Origin of the sequence: Streptomyces sp. NPDC059917, from assembly GCF_042730635.1 — a bacterium.
In the GTDB taxonomy this organism is placed as follows: Bacteria; Actinomycetota; Actinomycetes; order Streptomycetales; family Streptomycetaceae; genus Streptomyces.
Genome location: NZ_JBHWLC010000021.1, coordinates 88557 through 109741 on the forward strand (window position 1 = coordinate 88557; position 21185 = coordinate 109741).

The 21185-nt window shown below is 73.4% G+C and carries 14 protein-coding genes; 3 read left to right on the top strand and 11 right to left on the bottom strand.

All coding sequences use genetic code 11. The features are described 5' to 3' along the window. Positions 1-158 precede the first annotated feature (158 nt). The 5 genes from ACFWAR_RS15260 to ACFWAR_RS15280 are packed head-to-tail and all read right to left on the bottom strand — an operon-like array spanning position 159 to position 7659. Positions 159-2540 carry a lantibiotic dehydratase gene (locus tag ACFWAR_RS15260; protein ID WP_385777078.1) on the bottom strand — a complete coding sequence of 794 codons (2382 nt, stop codon included), beginning with the start codon at positions 2538-2540 and terminating at the stop codon, positions 159-161. 10 nt (positions 2541-2550) lie between these two features. After that, positions 2551-2814 (bottom strand): acyl carrier protein, encoded by a 264-nt coding sequence (locus tag ACFWAR_RS15265; RefSeq protein WP_385777080.1) that lies wholly within the window; start codon positions 2812-2814, stop codon positions 2551-2553. Continuing rightward, positions 2811-3785, bottom strand: a complete 975-nt coding sequence (locus tag ACFWAR_RS15270) for a threonine/serine dehydratase (RefSeq protein WP_385777082.1) — start codon at positions 3783-3785, stop codon at positions 2811-2813. Before ACFWAR_RS15270 ends, ACFWAR_RS15265 begins: the two co-directional genes overlap by 4 nt. Continuing rightward, complete coding sequence (locus ACFWAR_RS15275; RefSeq protein ID WP_385777084.1) at positions 3782-5287, bottom strand: amino acid adenylation domain-containing protein; 1506 nt, start codon at positions 5285-5287, stop codon at positions 3782-3784. Before ACFWAR_RS15275 ends, ACFWAR_RS15270 begins: the two co-directional genes overlap by 4 nt. After that, a complete protein-coding gene (locus ACFWAR_RS15280; protein WP_385777086.1) occupies positions 5287-7659 on the bottom strand; it encodes a lantibiotic dehydratase in 2373 nt (790 codons plus the stop codon). Before ACFWAR_RS15280 ends, ACFWAR_RS15275 begins: the two co-directional genes overlap by 1 nt. Before the next feature lie 217 nt (positions 7660-7876). Here ACFWAR_RS15280 and ACFWAR_RS15285 point away from each other — a divergent pair, with 217 nt between their 5' ends. Continuing rightward, positions 7877-8095, top strand: coding sequence for an MbtH family protein (locus tag ACFWAR_RS15285; RefSeq protein WP_385777088.1), 219 nt, complete (start codon positions 7877-7879; stop codon positions 8093-8095). 98 nt (positions 8096-8193) lie between these two features. Here the strand turns inward: ACFWAR_RS15285 and ACFWAR_RS15290 are convergent, their stop codons facing one another. Beyond that, positions 8194-11679, bottom strand: coding sequence for a M28 family peptidase (locus ACFWAR_RS15290; protein WP_385777133.1), 3486 nt, complete (start codon positions 11677-11679; stop codon positions 8194-8196). A 268-nt stretch (positions 11680-11947) separates the two neighbouring features. On the opposite strand from ACFWAR_RS15290, the gene ACFWAR_RS15295 reads away from it, so the two are divergent. Then, complete coding sequence (locus ACFWAR_RS15295) at positions 11948-12907, top strand: LysR family transcriptional regulator (protein WP_385777090.1); 960 nt, start codon at positions 11948-11950, stop codon at positions 12905-12907. A gap of 27 nt (positions 12908-12934) precedes the next feature. Here ACFWAR_RS15295 and ACFWAR_RS15300 read toward each other — a convergent pair whose 3' ends face one another. Beyond that, the gene (locus ACFWAR_RS15300) at positions 12935-13531 is read right to left on the bottom strand and encodes a TetR/AcrR family transcriptional regulator (protein ID WP_385777092.1); all 597 of its coding nucleotides are present in this window, start codon (positions 13529-13531) and stop codon (positions 12935-12937) included. A gap of 76 nt (positions 13532-13607) precedes the next feature. After that, entirely contained in the window at positions 13608-15674 is a 2067-nt protein-coding gene (locus ACFWAR_RS15305; RefSeq protein WP_385777094.1) for a discoidin domain-containing protein, read from the bottom strand. 364 nt (positions 15675-16038) lie between these two features. Here ACFWAR_RS15305 and ACFWAR_RS15310 point away from each other — a divergent pair, with 364 nt between their 5' ends. After that, on the top strand, positions 16039-17148 hold the full coding sequence (locus ACFWAR_RS15310) for a mechanosensitive ion channel family protein (RefSeq protein WP_385777096.1): 1110 nt from the start codon (positions 16039-16041) through the stop codon (positions 17146-17148). Here ACFWAR_RS15310 and ACFWAR_RS15315 read toward each other — a convergent pair. The 3 genes from ACFWAR_RS15315 to dacB all read right to left on the bottom strand — a co-directional run bounded on the left by ACFWAR_RS15315 (position 17145) and on the right by dacB (position 21107). Next, positions 17145-18197, bottom strand: a complete 1053-nt coding sequence (locus ACFWAR_RS15315) for a polyprenyl synthetase family protein (protein WP_385777098.1) — start codon at positions 18195-18197, stop codon at positions 17145-17147. The two genes, ACFWAR_RS15310 and ACFWAR_RS15315, sit on opposite strands and share 4 nt — an antisense overlap. 50 nt (positions 18198-18247) lie before the next feature. Then, positions 18248-19315, bottom strand: coding sequence for a tetratricopeptide repeat protein (locus ACFWAR_RS15320; protein ID WP_385777100.1), 1068 nt, complete (start codon positions 19313-19315; stop codon positions 18248-18250). A 202-nt stretch (positions 19316-19517) separates the two neighbouring features. Next, positions 19518-21107 carry a D-alanyl-D-alanine carboxypeptidase/D-alanyl-D-alanine-endopeptidase gene (gene dacB / locus ACFWAR_RS15325; protein WP_385777102.1) on the bottom strand — a complete coding sequence of 530 codons (1590 nt, stop codon included), beginning with the start codon at positions 21105-21107 and terminating at the stop codon, positions 19518-19520. Positions 21108-21185 lie beyond the last annotated feature (78 nt).

A 21185-nucleotide genomic window follows, 5' to 3' on the forward strand; every position in this document is an offset into this window, starting at 1 on the left:
GCTTTGTTGTAATAACCACCCCCCCCGGGGGGGGGGGGGGGGGGTACCACCCCCCCGGGCCGCCCCCCCCCCCCCCCCTCCCCGCCGGGGGGCCCCCCCGCCGCGGGGGTGCGTGGTCCCGGGTCGGACACGGGGGAGCCCGGCCGGGACCACGCGGCTCAGGGGGTGTCGCTCCCACCCGCGACGCGGGGCGCGTCGCCCTCGTCGACCGCCACGAAGCGCAGCTCCGAGGTGTAGGCGGCGCCCCGGTCGTCGGTCAGCCACGCCTGCTCGGGGCTGGGCAGCATCTCGGTGATCACGGCGCGGCCGTCCGGGTCGTTGCGGGCCAGCCTGCGCAGCGCCTTGGCCAGGATGTTGAGGTACACCGGGCTGTCGAAGTCGACGTAGAACGGCCGGGTCTCGGTGGGCAGGACCACGAACACGAACCGCGGCAGCCCGTGCCGTTCGCGCCACCGGCGGGCCCGCACGAAGCGGCGGGCCTCGTCCTTCTCGTCCGCGAAGTCGATCCCCTCCTGGGGCAGCCGCCAGGTCTCCCGGGCCACCACGAGCCGGTCGACGGTCACCCGCGGCGCGTGCTCCGCGTCGTCCGGGAGGATCTGGAACAGGTCCATCGCCAAGGTGGTCAGGACGTGCGCGAACACGTCCACCGCCGCGAACGCGGCGCCGTCGGGCAGCACCACCCGCAGCTCGCCGTCCTCGCCGCGGGTCACCGTGACGTCGGCGCTCAGGACCGAACGCGCCCGGGCCGGATCGGCGGTGAAGTCGACCAGCGCGACCTGGTAGTCCTCGGGCCGCACCAGGGCGTGCCGGGTGCGCACCGACAGGCGCGAGCGGTGTTCCTTGGGCAGCAGGGGCATCAGCCGGGGGCCCGGGTGGTCGCGATCGGTGAGCGCGATCAACTCGGCCGCGTCGGGGTGCTGGTGGACGAAGAGCGAGGAACCCAGCGTGTTGGATGCCAGGTGCAGCTCGCCCAGCACGAGTTCGAACTCGCCGCGGGCCACCGCGTCCGTACCGGTCGCCGCGATCATGATGTCGGGGCTCAGATAGCGGGCGGCCGTCCAGCCGCCCCGCACGCCGCCCGCCCGGCCGCCCCCGACCGGGTCGGCGTCCTCGCCGAACCGCTCGGCCACCGGCCCCGCGATGTCGGCCAGCGTCAGCCGGACCCGGCGGGCGTCCGGCGGCGGCGACAGGATCGCCGCCCAACGCTCCCGGAACTCCCGCTGCAGCTCCTGCGTTTCGGTGCGCGCCGCCCCGTGCAGGATCGGCATGCAGGCGAACCAGAAGGCGGCCAGGTCCACCGGCCCGCGCTCCGCGAGGCGGTCGTACACCGGCTTCGCCCGGTCCATCACGGCCTCGGCCAGCCGGGCGGTGAGCCAACCCGCACTGGTGAGCAGCGGTTCCAGCGGGGCGAGGGCCTCGTGCACCACCCGGCCCAGCCGGGCGCTCGCCGAGCGCCGGCAGTCGGAGTACACCAGGGCCCGGCAGGGCGCCGTACCGGCCGACTTCTCGCGGACGGCCGCGGTCTCGGTCAGCGCGACGAACTCGCCCTCCAGGGCGGTCATCGCCTCGACCAGGGCCTCGGGACCCGTGGCGGCCGCCACCGCGTCCCGGCCGCGCTCCAGCACGTCCAGGGCGGCCAGGGCCCGCCCGCGCGCGCTCTCGTCGCCCATCCGGTCCAGCCACGAGCGCAGGAACCGCTCGGGGCGCGCGTCGGCGGGCACCTCCAGCTTCCACACCACCCACCTGCGGGACACCAGGCCCGCCAGCTCGGCCACCACGTCCGTACCGGGCAGTGCGGCCGCGATCTCCCGCGCGCTGCGCACACCGTCGCACAGGGCCAGCACGGCCGCGGCGCCGTCCCCGGCGAGCTGCGGCGGGCGGCCGGGGACCAGTACCTCGGCCCCGGCGGCGCCCTCCACGTCCGCGAGGCGGACGAAGGGCACCCGGCGCGGAGCCACCCACTGGCGCAGCCCGGGGTCGGCCCCGATCGTCGCCGCGAGCGCGTCGACCGCCCAACTGGCGAAGTACACCTGGGTGTCGGCGACCAGACCGGTCCCCGGATCGACGGCGATGCCCTCCGGGCCCACGCCCTCCAGGTCCCAACTGCCCCAGCCGACGGGTCCGAAGAACCCGATGGTGTCGTTCTTGACGCAGAACCGCTGCCAGTAGTGCGCGACGAGCTCCTCGCGCTGGCGGGGCATGCTGCTGCGACTCGTGGCCGTGGGCGTCCAGTTCAGGAACGGCGCGATCCCGGAGCTCAGCACCGGCCGGTTCTGCCAGGCCACCGCCTCCCGGAAGGCGGGCAGCCGGGCGATGTCCTGCAGGGCCCGCGCGTTGTCCACCGCGGCCTCGGCGAACAGCGCGCCGAACTCGTTCCAGCCCTCCCCGGCCAGCTGCTCGCCCTCGGGGAACTTGTCGGCCGCCGCGGCCAGTCCGGCCGGGGCCAGCCGCAGCACGCCCCGGGCCGGGAAGCCCGGCCCGCGCAGCGCGAACTGCTCCCACAGCCGCCAGCGGCCGCCCGGCAGGTAGGTCTCGCTCATGGTCTGCCCCTCACGCCTGGACGAGGTCGGCGTCGACGACGGACGCCAGGTCGGCGGGGGAGGGGTAGGCGAAGACCAGCGCGACCGGCACCTCGACGCCCACCGCCTCCTCGATCCGCGCGGTGATGCGGAACGCGGTCAGCGAGTCCCCGCCCCACTCGTAGAAGTCGCTGTCCTCGTTCAGGTCCGCCTCGCCCAGGGTGTCGCGGTAGATGTCGAGCACCAGCTCCGTCAGCGCGGCACCGGTCAGGATCGGGTTCAGGGACGTGGTCATGAGATCTCCTCTAGGTACGGTTCGGTGGCCGCGGCGGCGGTGAGCGCCGCGGTGGTGTTGCCGCCCGAGACGATGGCGACGGCGCGCCCGGCGCCACGGCCCGCGCGCAGCGCCCCGGCCAGGGCGACGGCGCCGCTGGGTTCCGCCTCGACCCCGCGACGGCGCAGGAAGGCGGCGGCGGCCAGGATCTCGGCGTCGGACACGGCGATCAGGTCGTCGACCCGGTCCCGGATCACGGGGAAGGTCACCGCGCCCGGCTGCTGGGCGCGCAGTCCGTCGGCGACGGTCTCGCTCGGCGCCAGCCGGACGGGTCGGCCCGCCGCCAGCGAACGGGCGTACCGGGGCGTCGCGGCGGGCTCCACGCCCACCACCCGGACCCGGTGCCCGTGGGCGGAGAGGCAGACCCCGGCCAGCAGCCCACCCCCGCCGGTCGGCACGTAGACGGTCTCGACGTCGGGCACCTCGGCCAGGATCTCCGCCCCGACCGTGCCCTGCCCGGCGATCACGAGCTCGTGGTCGGAGGAGGGCACGAGGACCGCGCCGCCCTCCCGGGCCAGCTCCAGCGCCCGCTGGTCCCGCTCGGCCACCCCGCCCGGCACGGACACGATCCGCCCGCCCAGCGCCCGGATCAGCGCGGCCTTGGCCGGGCTGGCCCCGGCCGCCATCACGACCGTGACCTCGACTCCCAGCGGGGCGGCGAGCCGGGCCAGCGCGATCCCGTGGTTCCCGGAGGACCCGGTGACGATCCGGTCCGCGCCGAGCGCCAGGACGGCGTTGGCGGCCCCGCGCACCTTGAACGAGCCGCTGTGCTGGAGGTGTTCGGCCTTCAGCAGCAGCGCGCACTCCGAGCGCCGCCGCCCCGCGGCGCCCAGCCCCGGCAGCAGCGGGGTGCGCCGGACGTGGCCCGCCAGGCGCTCGACGGCCGCGTCCACGTCCGCCGGGCCCAGGGTGTCGATGGTCGTCACGCTCATGACCGGGTGCCTCCGCTTTCGGCCAGGGCACGCCGGTCGGCCTTGCCCCCGCGGGTGGTGGGTAGTTCGGCCAGCCGGACGAACCGGCGCGGCATCAGGTGCGGCGGCAAGGTGGTCCCCAGGTGCGCCCGCAAGGCGGTGTCGGGCACGGCGGCGTCCCCGGTGACGTGCGCGATCAGGAACACCCGCCCCTGCGCGTCGGTCGCCGAGGTGACCACGGCGCCCGTCACCGCGGCGTGGGCCAGCAGCGCGCCCTCCACCTCGGCCGGGTCCACGCGGTATCCCCGGATCTTCACCTGCCGGTCGCCGCGCCCCAGGTAGGCGAGCCCCCCGGGGCCGCTGCGGGCCAGGTCACCGGTCCGGTAGAGCCGGGCGCCCGGCGGTCCGAGCGGGTCCGGCACGAAGCACTCGGCGGTCCGCGCGGGCCGCCCGCGGTATCCCCGGGCCACCCCGGTCCCGCCGATGTACACCTCCCCGACGGCCCCCTCGGGCACCGGCGCGAGCGCCGCGTCCAGCAGCCGGACCACGACCCCGTCGATCGGGGTCCCGATCAGGTCGGCCGCGGTGTCGGGATCGGCGGGCACCGCGTACCGGGTCGAGGTCATCGTGCACTCGGTGGGCCCGTACTGGTTGACCAGCGCGCCCGGGAGCAGCGCCCGGCCGCCCGCGGCCAGGAACGGCCGCAGCGACTCACCGCTGGAGACCACCAGCCGCAGCCCGGCCAGCAGATCGGCCGCGTCCGGCTGCCCGGCCAGGAAGGACAGGAAGGACGGGGTCACGCTCAGCAGCGCGGTCACCCCTTCGGAGCGCACCACCTCCCCGAACTCCTGCGGCCGCAGCAGCGCCGAGCGCGGTACGACGACCAGCCGCCCGCCCGCCAGCAGCGGAGCGAAGGTGTCCCGCACGGAGGCGTCGTAGCCCAGGGGCGCGACCTGGAGGGCGACCGTGTCCGGCCCGAGACCGTAGTCGCGGGCGACGAAGCGCAGGTACGAATCGAGACCCCTGTGCTCGACCAGCACCGCGCTCGGCTCCCCGGTGGTCCCGGAGGTGTGACTGACGTAGGCGAGCCCGCGCTCCGGCGGCTCCGCCCCGGACGGGACCTCGCCCGCCCCGACCGGGCCGGGCCGGTCCAGCAGGACGTGCGGCCCCGCGATCGGCAGGTCCAGCCGCGCCGCCAGATCGGAGCGGGACAGCAGCATCCCGGCGCCGCCGCTGCGCACCAGCGCCGCCAGCCGCGGCGCGGGCTGCTCCGGGTCCAGGCCCAGGAAGGCGGCTCCGGAACGCACCACGGCCGCCATCGCGACCACGGCGTCCACCCCGCGCTCCACGGCCACCGCGCACACCACCTCGGGGCCCGCGCCCCGGAAGCGCAGCACCGCGGCCAGCGCCTCGATCCGGGCGGCCAGCTCCGCGTACGTCAGCTCCGCGTCCGGGGTGGTGACCGCGACCCGGCCCGGGTGGCGGGCGGCGTGCGCCGCGATGTCGTCGACGAAGGTGCGCATCACGCGTCCTCGCCCGGCGCGTCGGGCACGGCGCTCTGGTCGACGGCGCTGTGGTCCACGGCGCTCTGGTCCACGGCGCTCTGGTCGACGGCGACGAAGCGCAGCTCCGAGGTGAAGGCGTTGCCCTGGTCGTCGGTCAGCCACGCCTGCTCCGGCGTCGGCAGCATCTCGCTGACCTTCAACCGGGCGTCCGGGTCCTTGCGGGCGAGCCTGCGCGCCGCCTTGGCCAGGATCGTCAGGTACACCGGGCTCTCGAAGTCCACGTAGAACGGCCGGGGTTCGGTGGGGGAGACCACGAACACGAAGCGCGGCAGGTCGTGTTCCCGCTGCCAGTGGCGCGCCCGGACGTACCGCCTGGCCTCCGACTTCTCGTCCGCGAAGGTCAGTTCACCGGCCGCGAAGGTCCACGTCTCGCGGGCCACGATCATCTTGTCGATGGTGATCCGCGGGGTGTGGTCCCCCTCGGGGCGGATCGTGAACCGGTCCATGATCCGCTGGGTCAGGGTGTTGGCGTAGACGTCCAGCAGGGGGAAGGCGGTCCCGTCCGGCAGCACCGCCGTCAAGGTCCCCTCCCGGTCCTCCACCGCGACGTCCGCGCTGAGCACCGTGCGCGGCCGGTGCGGGTCGCCCGTGTCGTCGACCAGCGAGACGTAGTAGTCCTGCGGCCGGTCCAGCGAGGGCCGGCTGCGCGTGGACCACTTCAGCGGCAGCTCCTTGGGGAGCATCGGGAGCAGCCGGGGCTCGGGGAAGTCCCGGGTCGTCTCCGCGATCAACTGGTCCCGGTCGGGGTGCTGGTGGACGAAGAGCGAGGCGCCCATCGTGTTCAGCGCACTGTGCATCTCGCCCAGCACGAGCGCGAAGTCACCGCGGCCCACCGCCGCCGCGTCCTCGGCCAGGACCAGCACGTCGGGGCTGAAGTAGCGGGCCAGCGACCAGCCCGCACCCGGCTCCTCGAACTCGGCCCGCACCCGCTCGGCGATCTCCGCCGAGGACGCCCGCACGCTGCGCGCCCCCTCGGGCACCTCCAGGATGCGGGCCCACTTCGCCCGCATCTGCGCCTGGATGGCGTCCAGATCGGCGTTCGCCTCGGCGTACGGCGACGGCAGGCAGGCCAGCCACATCGCGCCCAGGTCCACCGGACCGCTCGCGTGCAACCGCTCGTACACCTCGCGCAGCCGTACGCCCACCCGCTCGGTGAACCGGTTCGTCATCCAGCGCGCCGAGGTCAGGCACTGCGCCAGCGGCGTCAGTTCGTCGAGCAGCGCGGTGCCCAGCGTGGCCGTCGCCGAGCGCCGGCAGTCGGAGTAGACCAGCCCGCGGCAGGGCGCGGTCCGCGCCCCCTTGGCTCGCTGGCCGTCGGTGTCGGTCAACCGCGCGAAGTCCGCCTCCAGCGCGCCCATCGCCTCGCCCAGCGCCTCGGCGTCCAGCCCGGCCGCCTGGACCGCGTCCCGGCCGCGCTCCAGCACGTCCAGCCGCTCCAGGGCGGACTCCCGCAGCGCCCGGTCGCCGACGCGCTCCAGGATGGCCCGCAGCTCCCGCTCGGGATAGGTGCTGCTCGGCACCTCCAGGCGCCAGTGCACCCACCGCTTGGACTGGAGCCAGGCGACGGTGTCGGACGCCTCCGCCTCGGTGATCTCGGCGGCCGCGGCGATCGCGGCCAGCGGCCGCGTCCCGTCGCACAGGTCGAGCACGGCCCGCGCGGCGTCGGTGATGGGCTGCGGCGGACGGCCGGGCAGCCGCACGGTCCGGCCCTCGGCGCGGACGAAGGACACCCGGCGCGGCGGGATCCACGCCTTCATCGCCGGGTCCGCGCCCAGCGTCTTGGCGAGCGCGTCGATGGCCCAACTGGCGAAGTACACCTGGGAGTCGGCGAGCAGTCCGGTACCCGGGTCGACGGCGATGCCGTGGCTCGCGAGGTCCCAGCGGCCCCAGCCGACGGGGCCGAAGAAGCCGATGGTGTCGTTCTTGACGCAGAACCGCTGCCAGTAGTGCGCGACGAGCTCCTCGCGCTGGCGGGGCATGCTGGTGCGGGAGGCGGCGGTCGGCGTCCAGTTCAGGAACGGCGCGATGCCCGTGCGCAGCACGGTCCGGTTCTGCCAGGCCACCGCGGCGCGGAAGCGCGGGGCGGCGGCTATCTCCTGGAGCAGCTCGGCGGTGCGCACGGCGCCCGTGTCGAAGGTCTCGGTGAAGGCCTCCCACTCGGGCCCGGCCAGCAGGTCCCGCGGCCCGAACTTGTCGGCGGCCACGGCGAGCCCGGGAGGCGCCATGCGCAGCACCCCTTCGGCGGGGAAGCCGGGACCGCGCAGGGCGAAATGCTCCCACAAACGCCAGCCACCCGTGGGCAGGTGCACGTGTTCCGGGACGTCCGTCATGGCGGAGGCTCCTTCCAGGCGGTACTGACTCCGCGCCGGGTACCGTCTTCGGCGTCACCCTGGCTTCCTCGAACCCTGCCGGGGCGGGCCGGGCGCCACCAGGGAAGGACGGGCAGCACCGGACACCGCCGCTTCTGCGCGTTTGTCTCTATGGCGGCCCGCGGTTCCGGGGCAGGCTGGGCGCGTCGAGGCGATCGAACGCGGGAGGGCCCAAGCGATGAGTGCCAGCGGTGAGAGCGGCTACCAGGTCGTGCGCAACGAGGAAGAGCAGTACTCCGTCTGGCGGCTGGACCGCGAGCTGCCGCGCGGCTGGCACGCCGAGGGCACGTCCGGGACGCAGCAGGAGTGCCTGGACCACATCGACGTGGTGTGGACCGACATGCGGCCGCTGAGCCTGCGCCGCCGGATGGCCGAGGCGGCGGCGGCCACCGCCTGAGCCGCGCCGGCACGCACGAAGGCGCCTGACCGGGAAACCGCCCCGGCCAGGCGCCCACTCGTGCGTCCCGCGGGGAGGCGGGACGGGTCAGATGGGCGTCAGCTCACCTGGAGGGTGACGTCGTCCACCACGAAGGAGGTCTGGAGGGACTGGTCCTCGACCCCCTGGAACTGGAGGGTGACCGTCCGGCCCGCGAACTGCGAGACGTCGTAGGTCTTCAGGACGTAGCCCGACGTCGCGTTCACGTTGGACAGCGTCTCCAGGGTCTGGCCGCCCACCGACACCTTGAAGGTGTCGTAGACGACGTTCTCGGTCTCGGCGGTGTCGATGTGCAGGTAGAAGGAGAGCCGGCCGGTCGCGCAGTCGGCGGGCAGGGTCAGGGACTGCGCCGCGCTGTCGGTGCGCGGGCTGCCCCAGCCGTTCAGCCACGCCATGTAGGCGCCGGCGTGCGGGGCTTCGCCCGCCTGGTTGGTGATGACGCCCGAGGTGGAGGTCCAGGGGGCCGTGCCGCTCTCGAAGCCGCCGTTGGCGACGACCTGGCGCGGGGTGCAGGTGCCGCCGCCGCCCCCGACGGTCAGGGTGTAGGTGGTGGAGTGGCTGGTGGTGCCGGTGCCGGTGATGGTCAGGGTGTAGGTGCCGGCCGTGGTGGCGGCGCCGACCTGGACGGACAGGGTCGAGGAGCTGCCGGACTGCACGGAGGTCGGGTTGAGCGTGGCGGTGACGCCGGTGGGCGCGCCGGTGACCGTCAGGTTCAGGGTCTGCGGGCTGCCGCTCACGGTGGTGGTGTTCACGGTGGAGCTGACGCTGCCGCCGGGGTTCGCGCTGCCGGCCGCGGGCGAGGTGCTCAGCGAGAAGTCCTGTGCCGGGGTGCCGCCGCCGACGGCCTGCTTCCAGATGGTGTAGGCGACGCCGTCGGCGCTGCGGTCCAGGACCGTGGCGCTGATGTTGTTCGTGGTGTCGCAGGAGCTGTGGTAGCAGGAGTCGTAGGCGGCGTTCGCGGTGCCGCCCCACTTCGTGGCCTGGGCCGAGGTCTTGCGGGCGCTGGCGCCGGCCGCGTAGCCGGAGGTCGGGATGCCCGCCTGCTGGAAGGAGTAGTCGTCACTGCGGCCCTGGCCCTCGACGTTCTCCTCGGGGGCGAGGTTCAGCGAGGTCCAGTACGCCTTCATCGGCGCCGAGGTGGCGGAGTTGAGGTTGTTGATGAAGTAGCCGCCGTTGGGGGAGCCGACCATGTCGAAGTTGTAGTAGCCCTTGATGGCCGACTTCTGGGTGCTGCTCAGCTGGTTCACGTAGAACTTGGAGCCGTTGAGGCCCTGTTCCTCGTCGGTCCACCAGGCGAAGCGCACGTGCTTGGTCATGGTCGGGTTCCGCTGGGCCAGGACGAGGGCGTTCTCCAGCAGGGTCGCCGAGCCGGAGCCGTTGTCGTTGATGCCCGGGCCCGCGGAGACGCTGTCGAGGTGCGAGCCGAACATGACGGTCTGGTCGGCGGGGCCGCCCGGCCAGTCGGCGATCAGGTTGTTCGACGGGTAGGTGCAGGAGGTGCAGTTCTGCTCGGTGACGGTGTAACCGGCGGCCTGGAGCTTGCCCTTGATGTAGGCCACCGACCCGGTGTAACCGGCGCTGCCGGCACGGCGGTTGCCGCCGTTCTGGGAGGCGATCTGGTTCAGCTGGGTCAGGTGCGCCTGGACCTTGGCGACGTCGATGTTCGGCTGCTCGGGATCGGGCGGCGTGGTGCCGCCGACGGTCAGCGCGTAGTCGACGGTGTGCGAGAGGCCCGGTCCCTGGCCCTTGACGGTGACGGTGGAGGAGCCCGGCGCCGCGGAGGTGGAGGCGGTCAGCGTCAGCACCGAGGACTGGCCGGACTGCACGGTGGCCGGGTTGAAGGAGGCGCTCACCCCGGCCGGCAGCCCGGTCGCGGTGAGGGTGACCTGCTGGGCCGAGCCGGTCGTGGTGTTCGTGGCCACGTTGGTCGTGAGCGAGGCACCCTGCTGGACGGTGCCGGAGGCCGGGTTCAGGGCCATCGAGAAGTCGTCGTTCTGACCGCTCGGGACGCAGGTGGTGTCACCGCTCTGCGCGGGCACGCTGATCGCGTCCCAGGCGGCCTTGGTCCGGGTGAAGAGGTTGCAGGTGGTCGGGTCGAGGGACTTGGCCGCGCTGAGCGTGGCCGTGCGGTACTTCTTGTAGCTCATGCTGCTGGTCTTGAGCAGCATGCCGCCGTAGAAGATCTTGCCGGCGTTCTGCACGCCCACGCCCGTGAGCGTGGTGCTGTTGCAGGTGCTGCTGTTGGGCTTGCCGCCGCCGGGGTTGGTGCCCTCGGCCAGCAGGTAGAACCAGTGGTTCAGCGGGCCGGCCGCCGCGTGCACCTCGGTGCCGGGTATGGAGGAGCTGTAGCAGGCCGGGTCGTTGTTGACCGCCGGCGGGTTGTACATGTTCCGGATCGGACCGCGGCCCTGGAGGTTGATCATCTCGCCGACGGTGTAGTCCGGGACGTCGTACGGGGACGGCTCGTTGATGTACGCCTCGGTCAGCGCGCCGAAGATGTCTCCGGTGCCCTCGCCCAGCCCGGCCTCCTGGCCGCTGGTGCCGCCGGGGGTGTTGGTGTCGATGGCGTGCCCGTACTCGTGGGCCACCACGTCCACGCCGGCGATCCACTCGTTGGCGCTGTTGTGCCCGATGGTGACCGAGCTGCCGTCCCAGTAGGCGTTCAGGTCGGACAGGCCCACCTTGCCGGGGAAGCTGCGCCCGTTGCCGCTGACCCCGTTGCGGCCGAGCCAGGAGCCCAGCATGTCCCACTGCTTCTGGGCGGCGAACATGAGGTCGGTACAGCCGGTCTCCTTCGACGTGGGGTTCCCGGTGCCCCAGGAGTCCGACGACTTGGAGAAGACGCTGCCGCTGCTGTAGTCCGCGCAGCTCAGGCCGGTGCGGTTCGGGTCGCGCAGGGAGTACGTGCCCCCGGACGCGGTGGTGTCGATGGTCAGCGGGTTCGGGCCGTTCCACTTGCTGGTGCCGCTGCCCGCCACCACCTCGTCGTAGCGGTCGACCACCTTGCCGGTGCGGGCGTCGACGAAGACGTGCAGCTTGCTCGGCGCGGTCGCCGTCCGCCCGGACAGGACGGTCTCCCAGGCGAGCACCGGCCGGTCGTCCTTGAGCCGGACCACGAGCCTGCCGTCGAGGACCTTGTCGGTGGCGACCAGCTCCTTGCGGGAGGTGGCCTCGGCGGCCTTCGCCGTGACCGAGGGGGTCGTCGCCACGTCGATCACGGTGGTGGAGGCCGACTGGAGGGCGCGGACCTTGCCCTCGCCGTCGGCGAGGACCACCGCGTCGCCGCCGACCACGGGCAGGCCGCGGTAGGTGCGCTCGTAGGCCACGGAGTACAGGTCCTGCACCCACGGCGTGACCATCCGCCGGTCGTACTGCTGCTGGGGGGAGTTGACCAGGGTGTCGAGGCCGCTCTTGACGGCCGCGTCGGCGGCGGCGACCGCGCGGGCCGCCGACTTCGCCTGCGGGGGCTGGACCTGGCGTGTCGATTGCTGCGAGGCCGATGCGGTACCGGCCAGCGCTCCGGCGAGACTCGTGGTCAGCGCCATCGCTGCCACGGTCGCCATCCATCTGGTGGGCTGCAAGAGTCCACTCCGATCGTGTGTGGGGGGTTCTGGCGGTGAGCCGCCTGTACAGGGCCTGTGCAAGGCCGTGGCAAAGGCTGTGCGGTACCTGTGCGCGGGCTGTGCGGGGGATGTGCGCAGGCGGGCGGTTCGCCGCCGAGTATGGGCGTGGGCATGGCGAGATTGGGACATCCCTGCACGCATAAGACCCGCGTTATGGTGCCGCTCGCGTCACGCTGCGTAAGCTGCCGCAATGCAGCTCGAGTTGAGGCACCTGCACACCGTCTGTCAGATAGCCGAAGCCGGCAGCCTGGGCGGGGCGGCCCGGCTCCTCGGCGTGTCCCAGCCCGCGCTCTCGGCCCAACTCCGGCGGATCGAGGGGGTCACCGGCGGTGACCTCTTCGTCCGCGGCCGGCACGGGGTGGAGCCCACCGCGCTGGGCCACTTCGTCCTGGCCAAGGCCCGTCGGGTGCTGCACGAGATGGACGCGCTCGGCGCCGAGGCGCGCGCGATCGCCGGTCACAGTCCGCTACGGCTGGGCTGCATCATGCTCGTCCTGCTCGACGGCCTGCTCGCCCGCACCGACCTGGACCTGTACGGGCGGGAGATCACCGTCGACCTGGAGGACTCGGTGACCGCGCTGGTGCGGATGCTGGGCGCGGGCCGTTACGACGTCATCGTGTACGGCGAGGTCAACGAGCACGAAGTCCCGCTGCCCGGGGGCGTGTCGGGCCGCACCCTGGTCCCCAGGGAGCCCTTCTGCATCCGGATGTCCGACCGGCACCCGCTGGCCGGGCAGGCCCGCGTGGACCTCGCCGACCTGGCCGACGACCCCTGGATGACCCTGGTCGAGGACGACGACGGCGGGCCCGAGGCGCTGGTCGAGGCCTGCGAGAAGGCCGGGTTCACGCCCCTGCTGCGCTACCGGATCACCGACCGGATGATGCAGTACGACCTGATCGCGGCGGGCCGCGCGGTCTCGCTGTGCCAGCCCACCGCTCCGGCCGTGCCGGGAACGGTGATGCGCCCCCTGGTCGGCGAGCCGGTCGTGGGCCGCATCCGGCTCGCCTGGAACCGCGCGGCGGTCTCCGGCCTCCAGGCGGAGCTCTTCTACCGGGCGGCGGCGGGGGCGTACCTGGCCAATGTGGACAACAACCCCTTCCACCGCGCCTGGTGGGACGCGCACCCGGAGGTGCACCCCGTACTCGGCTGACCGCGGGGGCGGCCGGGCGCCCGGCGGTCAGCGCTCGCGGATCAGCCCGGCGACGTGATCGGTGATCATGTCGAGGATGTCGGCCGCGGCGGCCGCGTCGCCCAGGACGAGGAAGTTCAGGGTCACCCCGTCCGTCATGGCGGCCAGGTATCGGGCCAACACCGGTACGGGCACGAGAAGTTCGAAGTCGATCCGCCGCCCCAGCTCTTCCAGGAGCTGGGCGTAGGTGTCGCAGTACAGCGCGTACTGCCGCCGGGCCAGGTGCTCGAAGCCGGGCTCGCGCAGCGCGTACTGCGTGAGCTCGTAGGTGAGCATGTGCTCGCCGGGGTGCGCCGCCACGTGGTCCCAGTAGGCCCGGAATCCGGCCCGTACGGTCTCGTGGAGGGTGGCCCGGGGTCGGATCGCCTCGCGCACGACGCCGATGTAGTCGTCGCTGATGGTGGTGAGGACGGCCTCCAGCAGGGCCTGCTTGGAGTCGAAGCAGTAGTGGAAGACGCTCAGCGACACGCCCGCCTCGGCGGCGATGGACCGGGTGGTCGTCCGGGAGACCCCGTCGCGGGTCATCGCGCGGATGGCGGCCGCGGTCAGCTGCCGGCGACGCTCGGCCAGCGGCATCCGTGCCATGGCGGTCTCCTTCGTTCGGGTGCCACGGGGGACGCCCGCCCCCGGCGTGCGGGGGGGGGGCGTCCACGTGATCGCGTCAGCTGCTGTATACGCCGACTTCGTGCAGGGAGTAACCCCATTGGGTGCCGCGTCCCACCCCGTGGACACGGACGTAGCGGGCGGAGACCCCGCTGAACAGGGCGGTGTCCAGGCCTCCGTCACCCGTCGTCGTGGACCACGCGGTCTGCCAGTTCGCGCCGTCCGTGGAGACCTCGATCCGGTAGGCCCTGCCGTAGGCGCGCTCCCAGTCCAGCGTGACCCGCTTGACCAGGCTCGCGGAGCCGAGGTCGATCTGGAGCCACTGGTCGTCGCTCCAGTCGCTGGCCCAGCGGGTGCCGGTGTTGCCGTCCACGGCCTGGCCGGGCGCGAAGCTGTAGAAGGGGTTCCACTCCGACGAACTGGCCGAGGCGCTCGCCCCGGAGGCGAGGTTCACCCCCGCCCGGTGCCGCTCCGAGGCGCCCCAGGTGCGCAGGTAGGACTCGGCGCCCCGGAAGAGGTCGTCCACCACGTCCTGACCGCCGACGTGGCGGATGTCCTCGACCCAGTCCGGGACCATGCCGTAGTGCGCGCCGCCGTCGGTGTTGAAGTCCCAGGTGCGCTGGCCGCTCGTCAGCTTGTCGATGACCGAGCCGCCGTCGACGCTGCGGAAGGGGTACGTCACCGGGTTCGCCGCGCCCGCACCGCGCGGGGCGGGCCACCCGCCGACCCCGTTCATGTCGGTGCCGTAGCCGAGCCCGACCTGGTACTTGTCGCGCAGGGCGTCCTTGCTCTTGGCCTCGGCGCTGAACCCCTCGGAGCCGCTCATGTACTGGGCCGCGAACCCGCCGAGCTTGTAGAGCCGCTCGGTCCAGGCGCTGTCCATCCAGCTGTGCGAGGAGATGACGCCCGGGTACGAGGCCGACTCCAGGATGTCGAAGGCCCGGCCCGCGGCCTTGACGCCCATGTGGTCCACCTCCAGCATCATCTTGCGCTTCATCATGCCGCGCACGGCGTACTCGCCCAGATCGGTCAGCCCGCGGGAGTTGCACTGCGCGTCGGCGGCGTACGAGGGCACCGCCACGCCGGCCGGCAGCTCCTTCTGCGCGTTGACCGCGGGGGCCAGCCCGATCGGGTTGTCGTGCTGCGGCCCGGCGCACTTCTCGGTCTGCCAGAAGGTGCCCGTCGACAGGAACTGGCCCACGTTGATCGCGGTGCCGAGCGCGCCCTCGTCGAAGCGGACCCCGCACAGGGCGTTGTCGAACTTGTGGCACAGGAACATGCTGCGGACGCCGAGTGCGTGCAGCTCGTCCAGCCCCTTGTCGATGTCGGCCTTGCTGCACTGCGCGATGTCCAGGATCTGCTTGCAGCCGAAGGGCTCGGAGGTCTCCACGCCCAGCACGACGGCCAGCTTGCCCTGTTGGACGACGTCGCGGGCCTGGGCCGAGTCGGTGACGATGCGGAACCAGCCCTTGCCCGGGCCGCCGTACATCTTGTCGATGTAGGCCTGCATGTCGTAGGTCTTCTGCGCCTCCAGGCGGATGGCGGTCATCTCGTCGCAGCCGCGGTCCTTGAAGAAGTAGACCGAGCAGATGACCCCGTTGGTGACCAGGTCGTTGACGAGCACCCGCTGGCCGCCGCGCCAGGCGCGCTCGACCCAGGCGTAGTAGTTCTGCTGGTGGGTGAGCGAGTCGTGGGCGGGCCAGTCCTTGAAGGTCGGCCAGCCCACCGGGTCGTGCTTGCCGTCACCGCCCTTGGTGATGTAGTCGAAGATCGCGAGCGAGCCGTCCGGGTAGTGCTCCGGACAGTCCTTGAGCGCGTCGGCCACGCCCAGGTCGGAGAAGGCCTTGCCGCAGATGAGACGGCCGCCGAAGCCCTCGTTGGCCATGATGTGGTCGTGGGCGTCGACGAAGCCGCGGACGTTGCCCTGGGCGTCGGTGCCCTTGAAGGGCTCGCCGGTGACGTCGATCCCGGAGTCGGGCGCGGGCCGCGCGGTCGGGTTCCACCAGCCGGGATCGGCGGCGGCGGCGCTGGAGGCCGGGCTCAGCGCCATCGCCAGCAGGGCGATCAGTAACGACAGGACCAGGGCCGGCCTGCGCCGGGTGTGCGGGTGTCGAGTCAAGGTCATCACTCATGTCTTGGGTCGGCGGCCGGTGGTCGTCGGTCGGCGGGCGGGGTGCGCGGCGCCTGTTGTCATGTTCCGCGCAAACAATGCGACGAGGGTCCCGGCTGCCGGGTGGAGAGTCAAGGGTCCGGGACAACTGACCTGATGAGGAACTGACGGACCGTCGGACGGGTGGCCCGGCCACGGAGTGCGCCACGGCCATGGGGCAGGATGGCAGCCCGTTCGGAATGCGTACATCCGCATCCCAACGGGACGGCCTCCACGACGAACTGACAGGTGACAAGGTGACGACACCCCCGCCCCCCGCGATACCCCGACCGACGGCGCCCGCCACCGCCCCGGCCCAGCACGTCGCGGAGGCCCGCCGGTGACCCGGGACCTCGTCCTGCACGACTGGCTGATCGCGGGGATCGCGCTGGCCGCGGGCGCCGTCGCCGGGCTGCTCGTCCGGGCCCTCCTGCGCTGGCTGCGGGGGCACGCGGAGCGCACCCGCTGGAGCGGCGACGACCTGATCGTCGACGCGCTGCGCACCTTCGCACCCGGCGCGGCCCTCATCGCGGGCGCCGCGGTGGCCGCCTCGACCCTCCCGCTGACCGCGCGGATCGCGGGATTCGTGAACCACTCCCTGACCGCGCTGCTCATCCTGCTGGCCACCCTCGGCACGGCCCGGGTGATCGCGGGCCTCGTCCAGTCGCTGGCCCAGTCGCGCACGGGCGTCGCCGGATCGGCCACGATCTTCGTCAACATCACGCGGGTCGTGGTCCTCGCGATGGGCGCCCTGGTCGCCCTCGAAACCATGGGCGTGTCCATCGCCCCGCTGCTCACCGCCCTCGGCGTGGGCGGCCTGGCCGTCGCCCTGGCCCTCCAGGACACCCTCGCCAACCTCTTCGCGGGCGTGCACATCCTCGCCTCGAAGACGGTGCAGCCGGGCGACTACATCAGGCTCAGCGGGGGCGAGGAGGGCTACGTCGTCGACATCAACTGGCGCAACACCGTGGTGCGCAACCTGTCGAACAACCTGGTCATCATCCCGAACGCGCGGCTCGCCCGCACGAACATGACGAACTACACGCAGCCCGAGCAGAAGCTGTCCCTGCTGGTCCAGGTCGGGGTGGGGTACGAGAGCGACCTGGAACACGTGGAACGGGTCACCCTGGAGGTGGTCGACAGCGTGATGGCCGACATCAACGGGGCGGTGCTCGACCACGAAGGGGCCGTGCGCTTCCACACCTTCGCGGACTCGCGGATCAACTTCACGGTGATCCTGGGCGTCGGCGAGTTCAGCGACCAGTACCGGATCAAGCACGAGTTCATCAAGCGCCTGCACCAGCGCTACCGGACCGAGGGCATCTCGATCCCCGCCCCGACCCGGACGGTCTCCCTCCAGGGGGACGCCCCGCAGCCGGTGCCGGTGCCGGTGCCGGTGGCCGTACCGGTACCGCTCCCGCACCCGCGCGAGGCACCGCGCCCGTTCTAGCCGGCGTGCCGCAGCAGGGCTTCCGATAGGGCGACCAGCTCGTCCACGGCGGCGGGGACGAGCGGGGCCGCGTACAGCTCCGCGCGCGCCGCGTCCAGCAGCCGGCGCGCCTCCAGGAGCGCGTACTCCCGCCCGCCCGCCTCCTCGACCAGCTCCGCCGCGCGCCGCGCGCCGTCCGCCCCGGCCGGTCCCTCCTCGCCCAGCAGGTCGGCCAGCCGGGGGCCGACGGCCGGGTCCAGGGACATCGCGGCGAGGACCGGGAGGGTCTTCTTGCGGCGCAGCAGATCGCCGTGGACCGGCTTCCCGGTGGCCCGCGGGTCGCCCCAGATGCCCAGCAGGTCGTCCAGCCCCTGGAACGCGACGCCCCACTGGCGCATCGCCCGGGAGAGGGCGGCCACCGCCTCCGGCGACGCCCCGGCGAGCACCGCACCCAAGGTCATGGCGGACGCGAGCAGCGAACCGGTCTTGCGGTCGGCCATCGCCCGGTACTCGACGAGGTCCACGGCCCCCGGACCGGTCCAGGGCCGGGTCTCGAACAGCAGGTCGTCGGCCTGCCCGTGCACCAGCTCGCCCAGGGTCACCGTGAGCTGCCGCAGCGCCGCCCCGCCCCGCTCGCCCGGCACCTCGGCCAGGGTGCGCACGGCCAGGGCGAAGAGCGCGTCGCCCGCCAGGACGGCGGGCCCGGTGCCGAAGGCCTTCCACGAGCTGGCGCGGTGCCGCCGCCGCTCGTCCCCGTCCATGATGTCGTCGTGCATCAGTGAGAAGGTGTGCACCAGCTCGATCGCCACGGCGGCCGGCACGGCCACCTCCCCGGCGGCGCCCACCGCCTCCGCACCCAGGACGGCGAGCGCCTGACGTATCCCCTTGCTGCCCGGGTCGTCGGTCGGCGTGCCGTCCTCGTCGCACCAGCCGAAGGCGTGCGAGGCGATCAGGCCGGGCGTCGGGTGCAGCTCCTGGACGGCCTTGCGGAGCGCGGGCTCGACCAGGCGCCGGGAGCGGAGCAGGGTCGCGGGGAGCGTGGGGGCGGGCGGACCGGTCTGCGCGGACATGGGCGGTGCTCCTGTCGTGGGCCGTGCGGGAGGGGCGGGCGGGCTCGGGTTCAGCGGACCGGGGCGGTGTCGGCGGCGCTCGTTCCCGGCCCCCCGGAGGCGATGCCCAGCTCCGCACGCGCCCGCTCGATCATGGCACGGGCGTGCTGGAGCCCGATGCCGACCAGGGCGACCTCCAGCTCGTCGAGGTCGGCCGCGGTCCGCTCCGGCGCACGCCCCTGCCGGGCCCGCGCCTTGGTCAGACCCAGCCCGGACAGGGCCTTCCCCCGCGGTTCGTCCATCGCGCGGAACTCCCGCAGCGCCTCGGCGTAGCACTCCTCGGCCTCGGGATAGCGCCCGGCGCGGTAGAGGACGTTGCCCCGCATCTTCAGGTTGTAGGCCAGCGCGCTCACCAGCTGGATCTCCCGGCAGATCCGCTCCGCCTCGGACAGCAGGGCCAGGGCGGAGTCGGTCTCGCCCCGCGCGGAGCGGACGTCGGCTATCCCGCGCAGCGCCCAGGCCCGGCCCCGGTCGTCGCCCGCCGCCCCCGCGATCTCGGCCGCCTCCTCGAACAGGGCCAGCGCGGTGTCGAAGGAGCCGGTGCCCCGGTGCATCTGCGCGATGCCCTCCAGCGCCCACACCGTGTGTCGTGCCTCACCCCGGCGGCGCGCCTCGGCCAGCAGCTTCTCGTGGAGCGCGGCGACGGCCGGGTAGTCGCCCTGGATGCGACCCGTCTCGGCGAGTCCGGCCAGCGAGTAGCCGCGGGCCACGACGTCCCCGCCGCGCTCGGCGAGTTCGGCGGCGAGCGCGAGCCGGCGCCGGGCCAGCGGGAGCGCGCCGCGCTGGCGGGCCAGGGTGCCGCCGCTCCACACGGCCCAGGCCATCGCGCCCTGGTCACCGGCTCCGCGGGCCGCCCGGTAGCTGTCCTTCCACGCCCGCTCGGCCTCCTCGACCCGGCCCAGGCGCCTGCTGGCCTCGGCCACGGCGAGCCCGGCGTGCGCCGACGCGGCGCCGCCCCCGCCCTCGTCGGCCCGCCGGCGCTCCTCCAACGCCTTCTCCAGCACCTCCTCCAGCGAGGTGTTGACGGAGAGCTCCCCTAAGGAGCCCTGGTATTCGGGCGCGAATGCCTTGCCGTACATGGTCGTCTCGCTTCTCGATCGCCGAAGCGGAGCAGTGAACTCCAGGGAACGGTGCACCCCGTGGAGCGGTGAACTCCGCATTGATCAAGAAGGTAGGAGACGGGCCGGCCGGTGGAGTCCCCCTCCGAGGCGATGTGTCCGTACATCTGTAGCCGGACGAGGAGCGGCGACCTCTACCCAAAGGACCATGCCCCGGGGTACGTCACCCCTCCTGGAGATAGGCGGCGACGAGGGCGAGGTCGTTGGCGATGGACAGGATGCCGCTCGGGTCGGTCGTCGGCGTCGAGGCGCCGGTGACACCGGCGTAGAACACCTCGAAGCGGCCGCCGCCCCGGTCCAGGTACCCCGCGATCGTGATCGCGCCGACGCCCAGCCGGTTGTTGAGCGCGTCGAACCCGACGGCGGCGCCCGTCTTGGCGAAAACCTTGCCGCGCGCGGGGCAGTCGCGGCAGTTGTCGGCCAGCAGGCCGTCGACGCCGAGGACGGGCAGCGCCTCCCGGAAGAGCCGCGCCTCGGGCGTGCGCGTCCAGTACGTCAGCATCTGCACCACGGCCCGCGGCGTGGACCGGTCGACGGGATTGCCGCCCCGACCGTCCAGGAGCTGGATCTGCCCCCGGTCGACCCCCGCCGCGTCCAGGAAACGGGCCAGTACGGGGAACCCGTCGGCGCAGGCGTGGCTGCCCGTCGTGACCGCCAGCAGACACATCCCCAGGTTCGCGCCCAGGTTGTGACTGACCTTGAGGATGAGCTTGGCGTAGTCCGCGTACGGCGGTGAGGTGTACACCGCCACGCGCGCCCGACCCGCGTAGTCGGCGGGCAGGGCGGCGACCGGGTTGGGGCCCGTCGGCGTCGCGTCCACCCGGACCCCGGCCCGTGCGAGGGCCTCGATCAGCGCGGTCCGGCCGAAGGCCGCCGGGTCGGTGACGGGGGACACCCGCAGCACCGGGGCCGCGCCCAGCGCGACGGTGCCGGACAGCCGGATGCGGGTGCCGTTGTCGGAGGTCGTCACGGTGACGGCCGACTGCTTCCCGGCGGCCACCGTCCGCACCGTCGAGGTGACCCGGTACGGGGCCACCTTCGGCCGCCAGTCGAGCCGCGCGGGAGCACCGGCGCGTTCCCCCGGAGCGGCGGTCAGGTCGATGAGGTTGTCGTTGATGATCAGCGGCGTGGGGGTGGGCACCAGCACCGGATCGGCGGCGAAGAGCCGGTCGTCCACGATCACGTCGCCGCTCACGCGGGTGATGCCCGCCCGGCGCACCTGCGCGGCGATCATGTCGATCCCCGCCAGCGGGTCCTGCGGGGTGAGCGTGGCGCCGGGGACGTCGTCGGCGTAGGTGTGGTCCAGCGAGGTGAAGGCGACCGTGCCGTCCGCGGCGGTCCGCCCGCCCATGGTGAGGTCGCCCTGGGCCACCAGGTCGAGGTCACCGTCCAGGGTCCCGCCGCGCCGCTCGCCGACCGCGTACAACGGGGTCTCGAAGCGGTGGTCGGAGCCGAGGGTCCGCCAGGGCCCGGACACGCTGAACAACTTGGCGGTGGACCCGGGGATGAAGAACTGCTGGGGGAAGGCGCTGCGGACCACCCGCCCGGTGGCGGGGTCGCTCTGGAGCAGGCCCCACTGCGCGTTGCGGTACTCCGGCTTGCGCATGATCTCCGTGATCCGCGGGTCGAGGGGGGCGCCGCCGTCGCCGTCGTCGGCCGCCACCGGACCCGAGGCCAGTGCGACCAGCAGCAGGGCGGCGCATCCGGCTCCCGCACGGCCCCGCAGGGACGGCGCGCCCAGTCTTCGCACCACGGCATGCCCCGTTCGTCTCGGCGGACTCCGGCGCGACGCACCCGGTCGACGCGGACCGGGCACTGCGTCCAGCGTGGC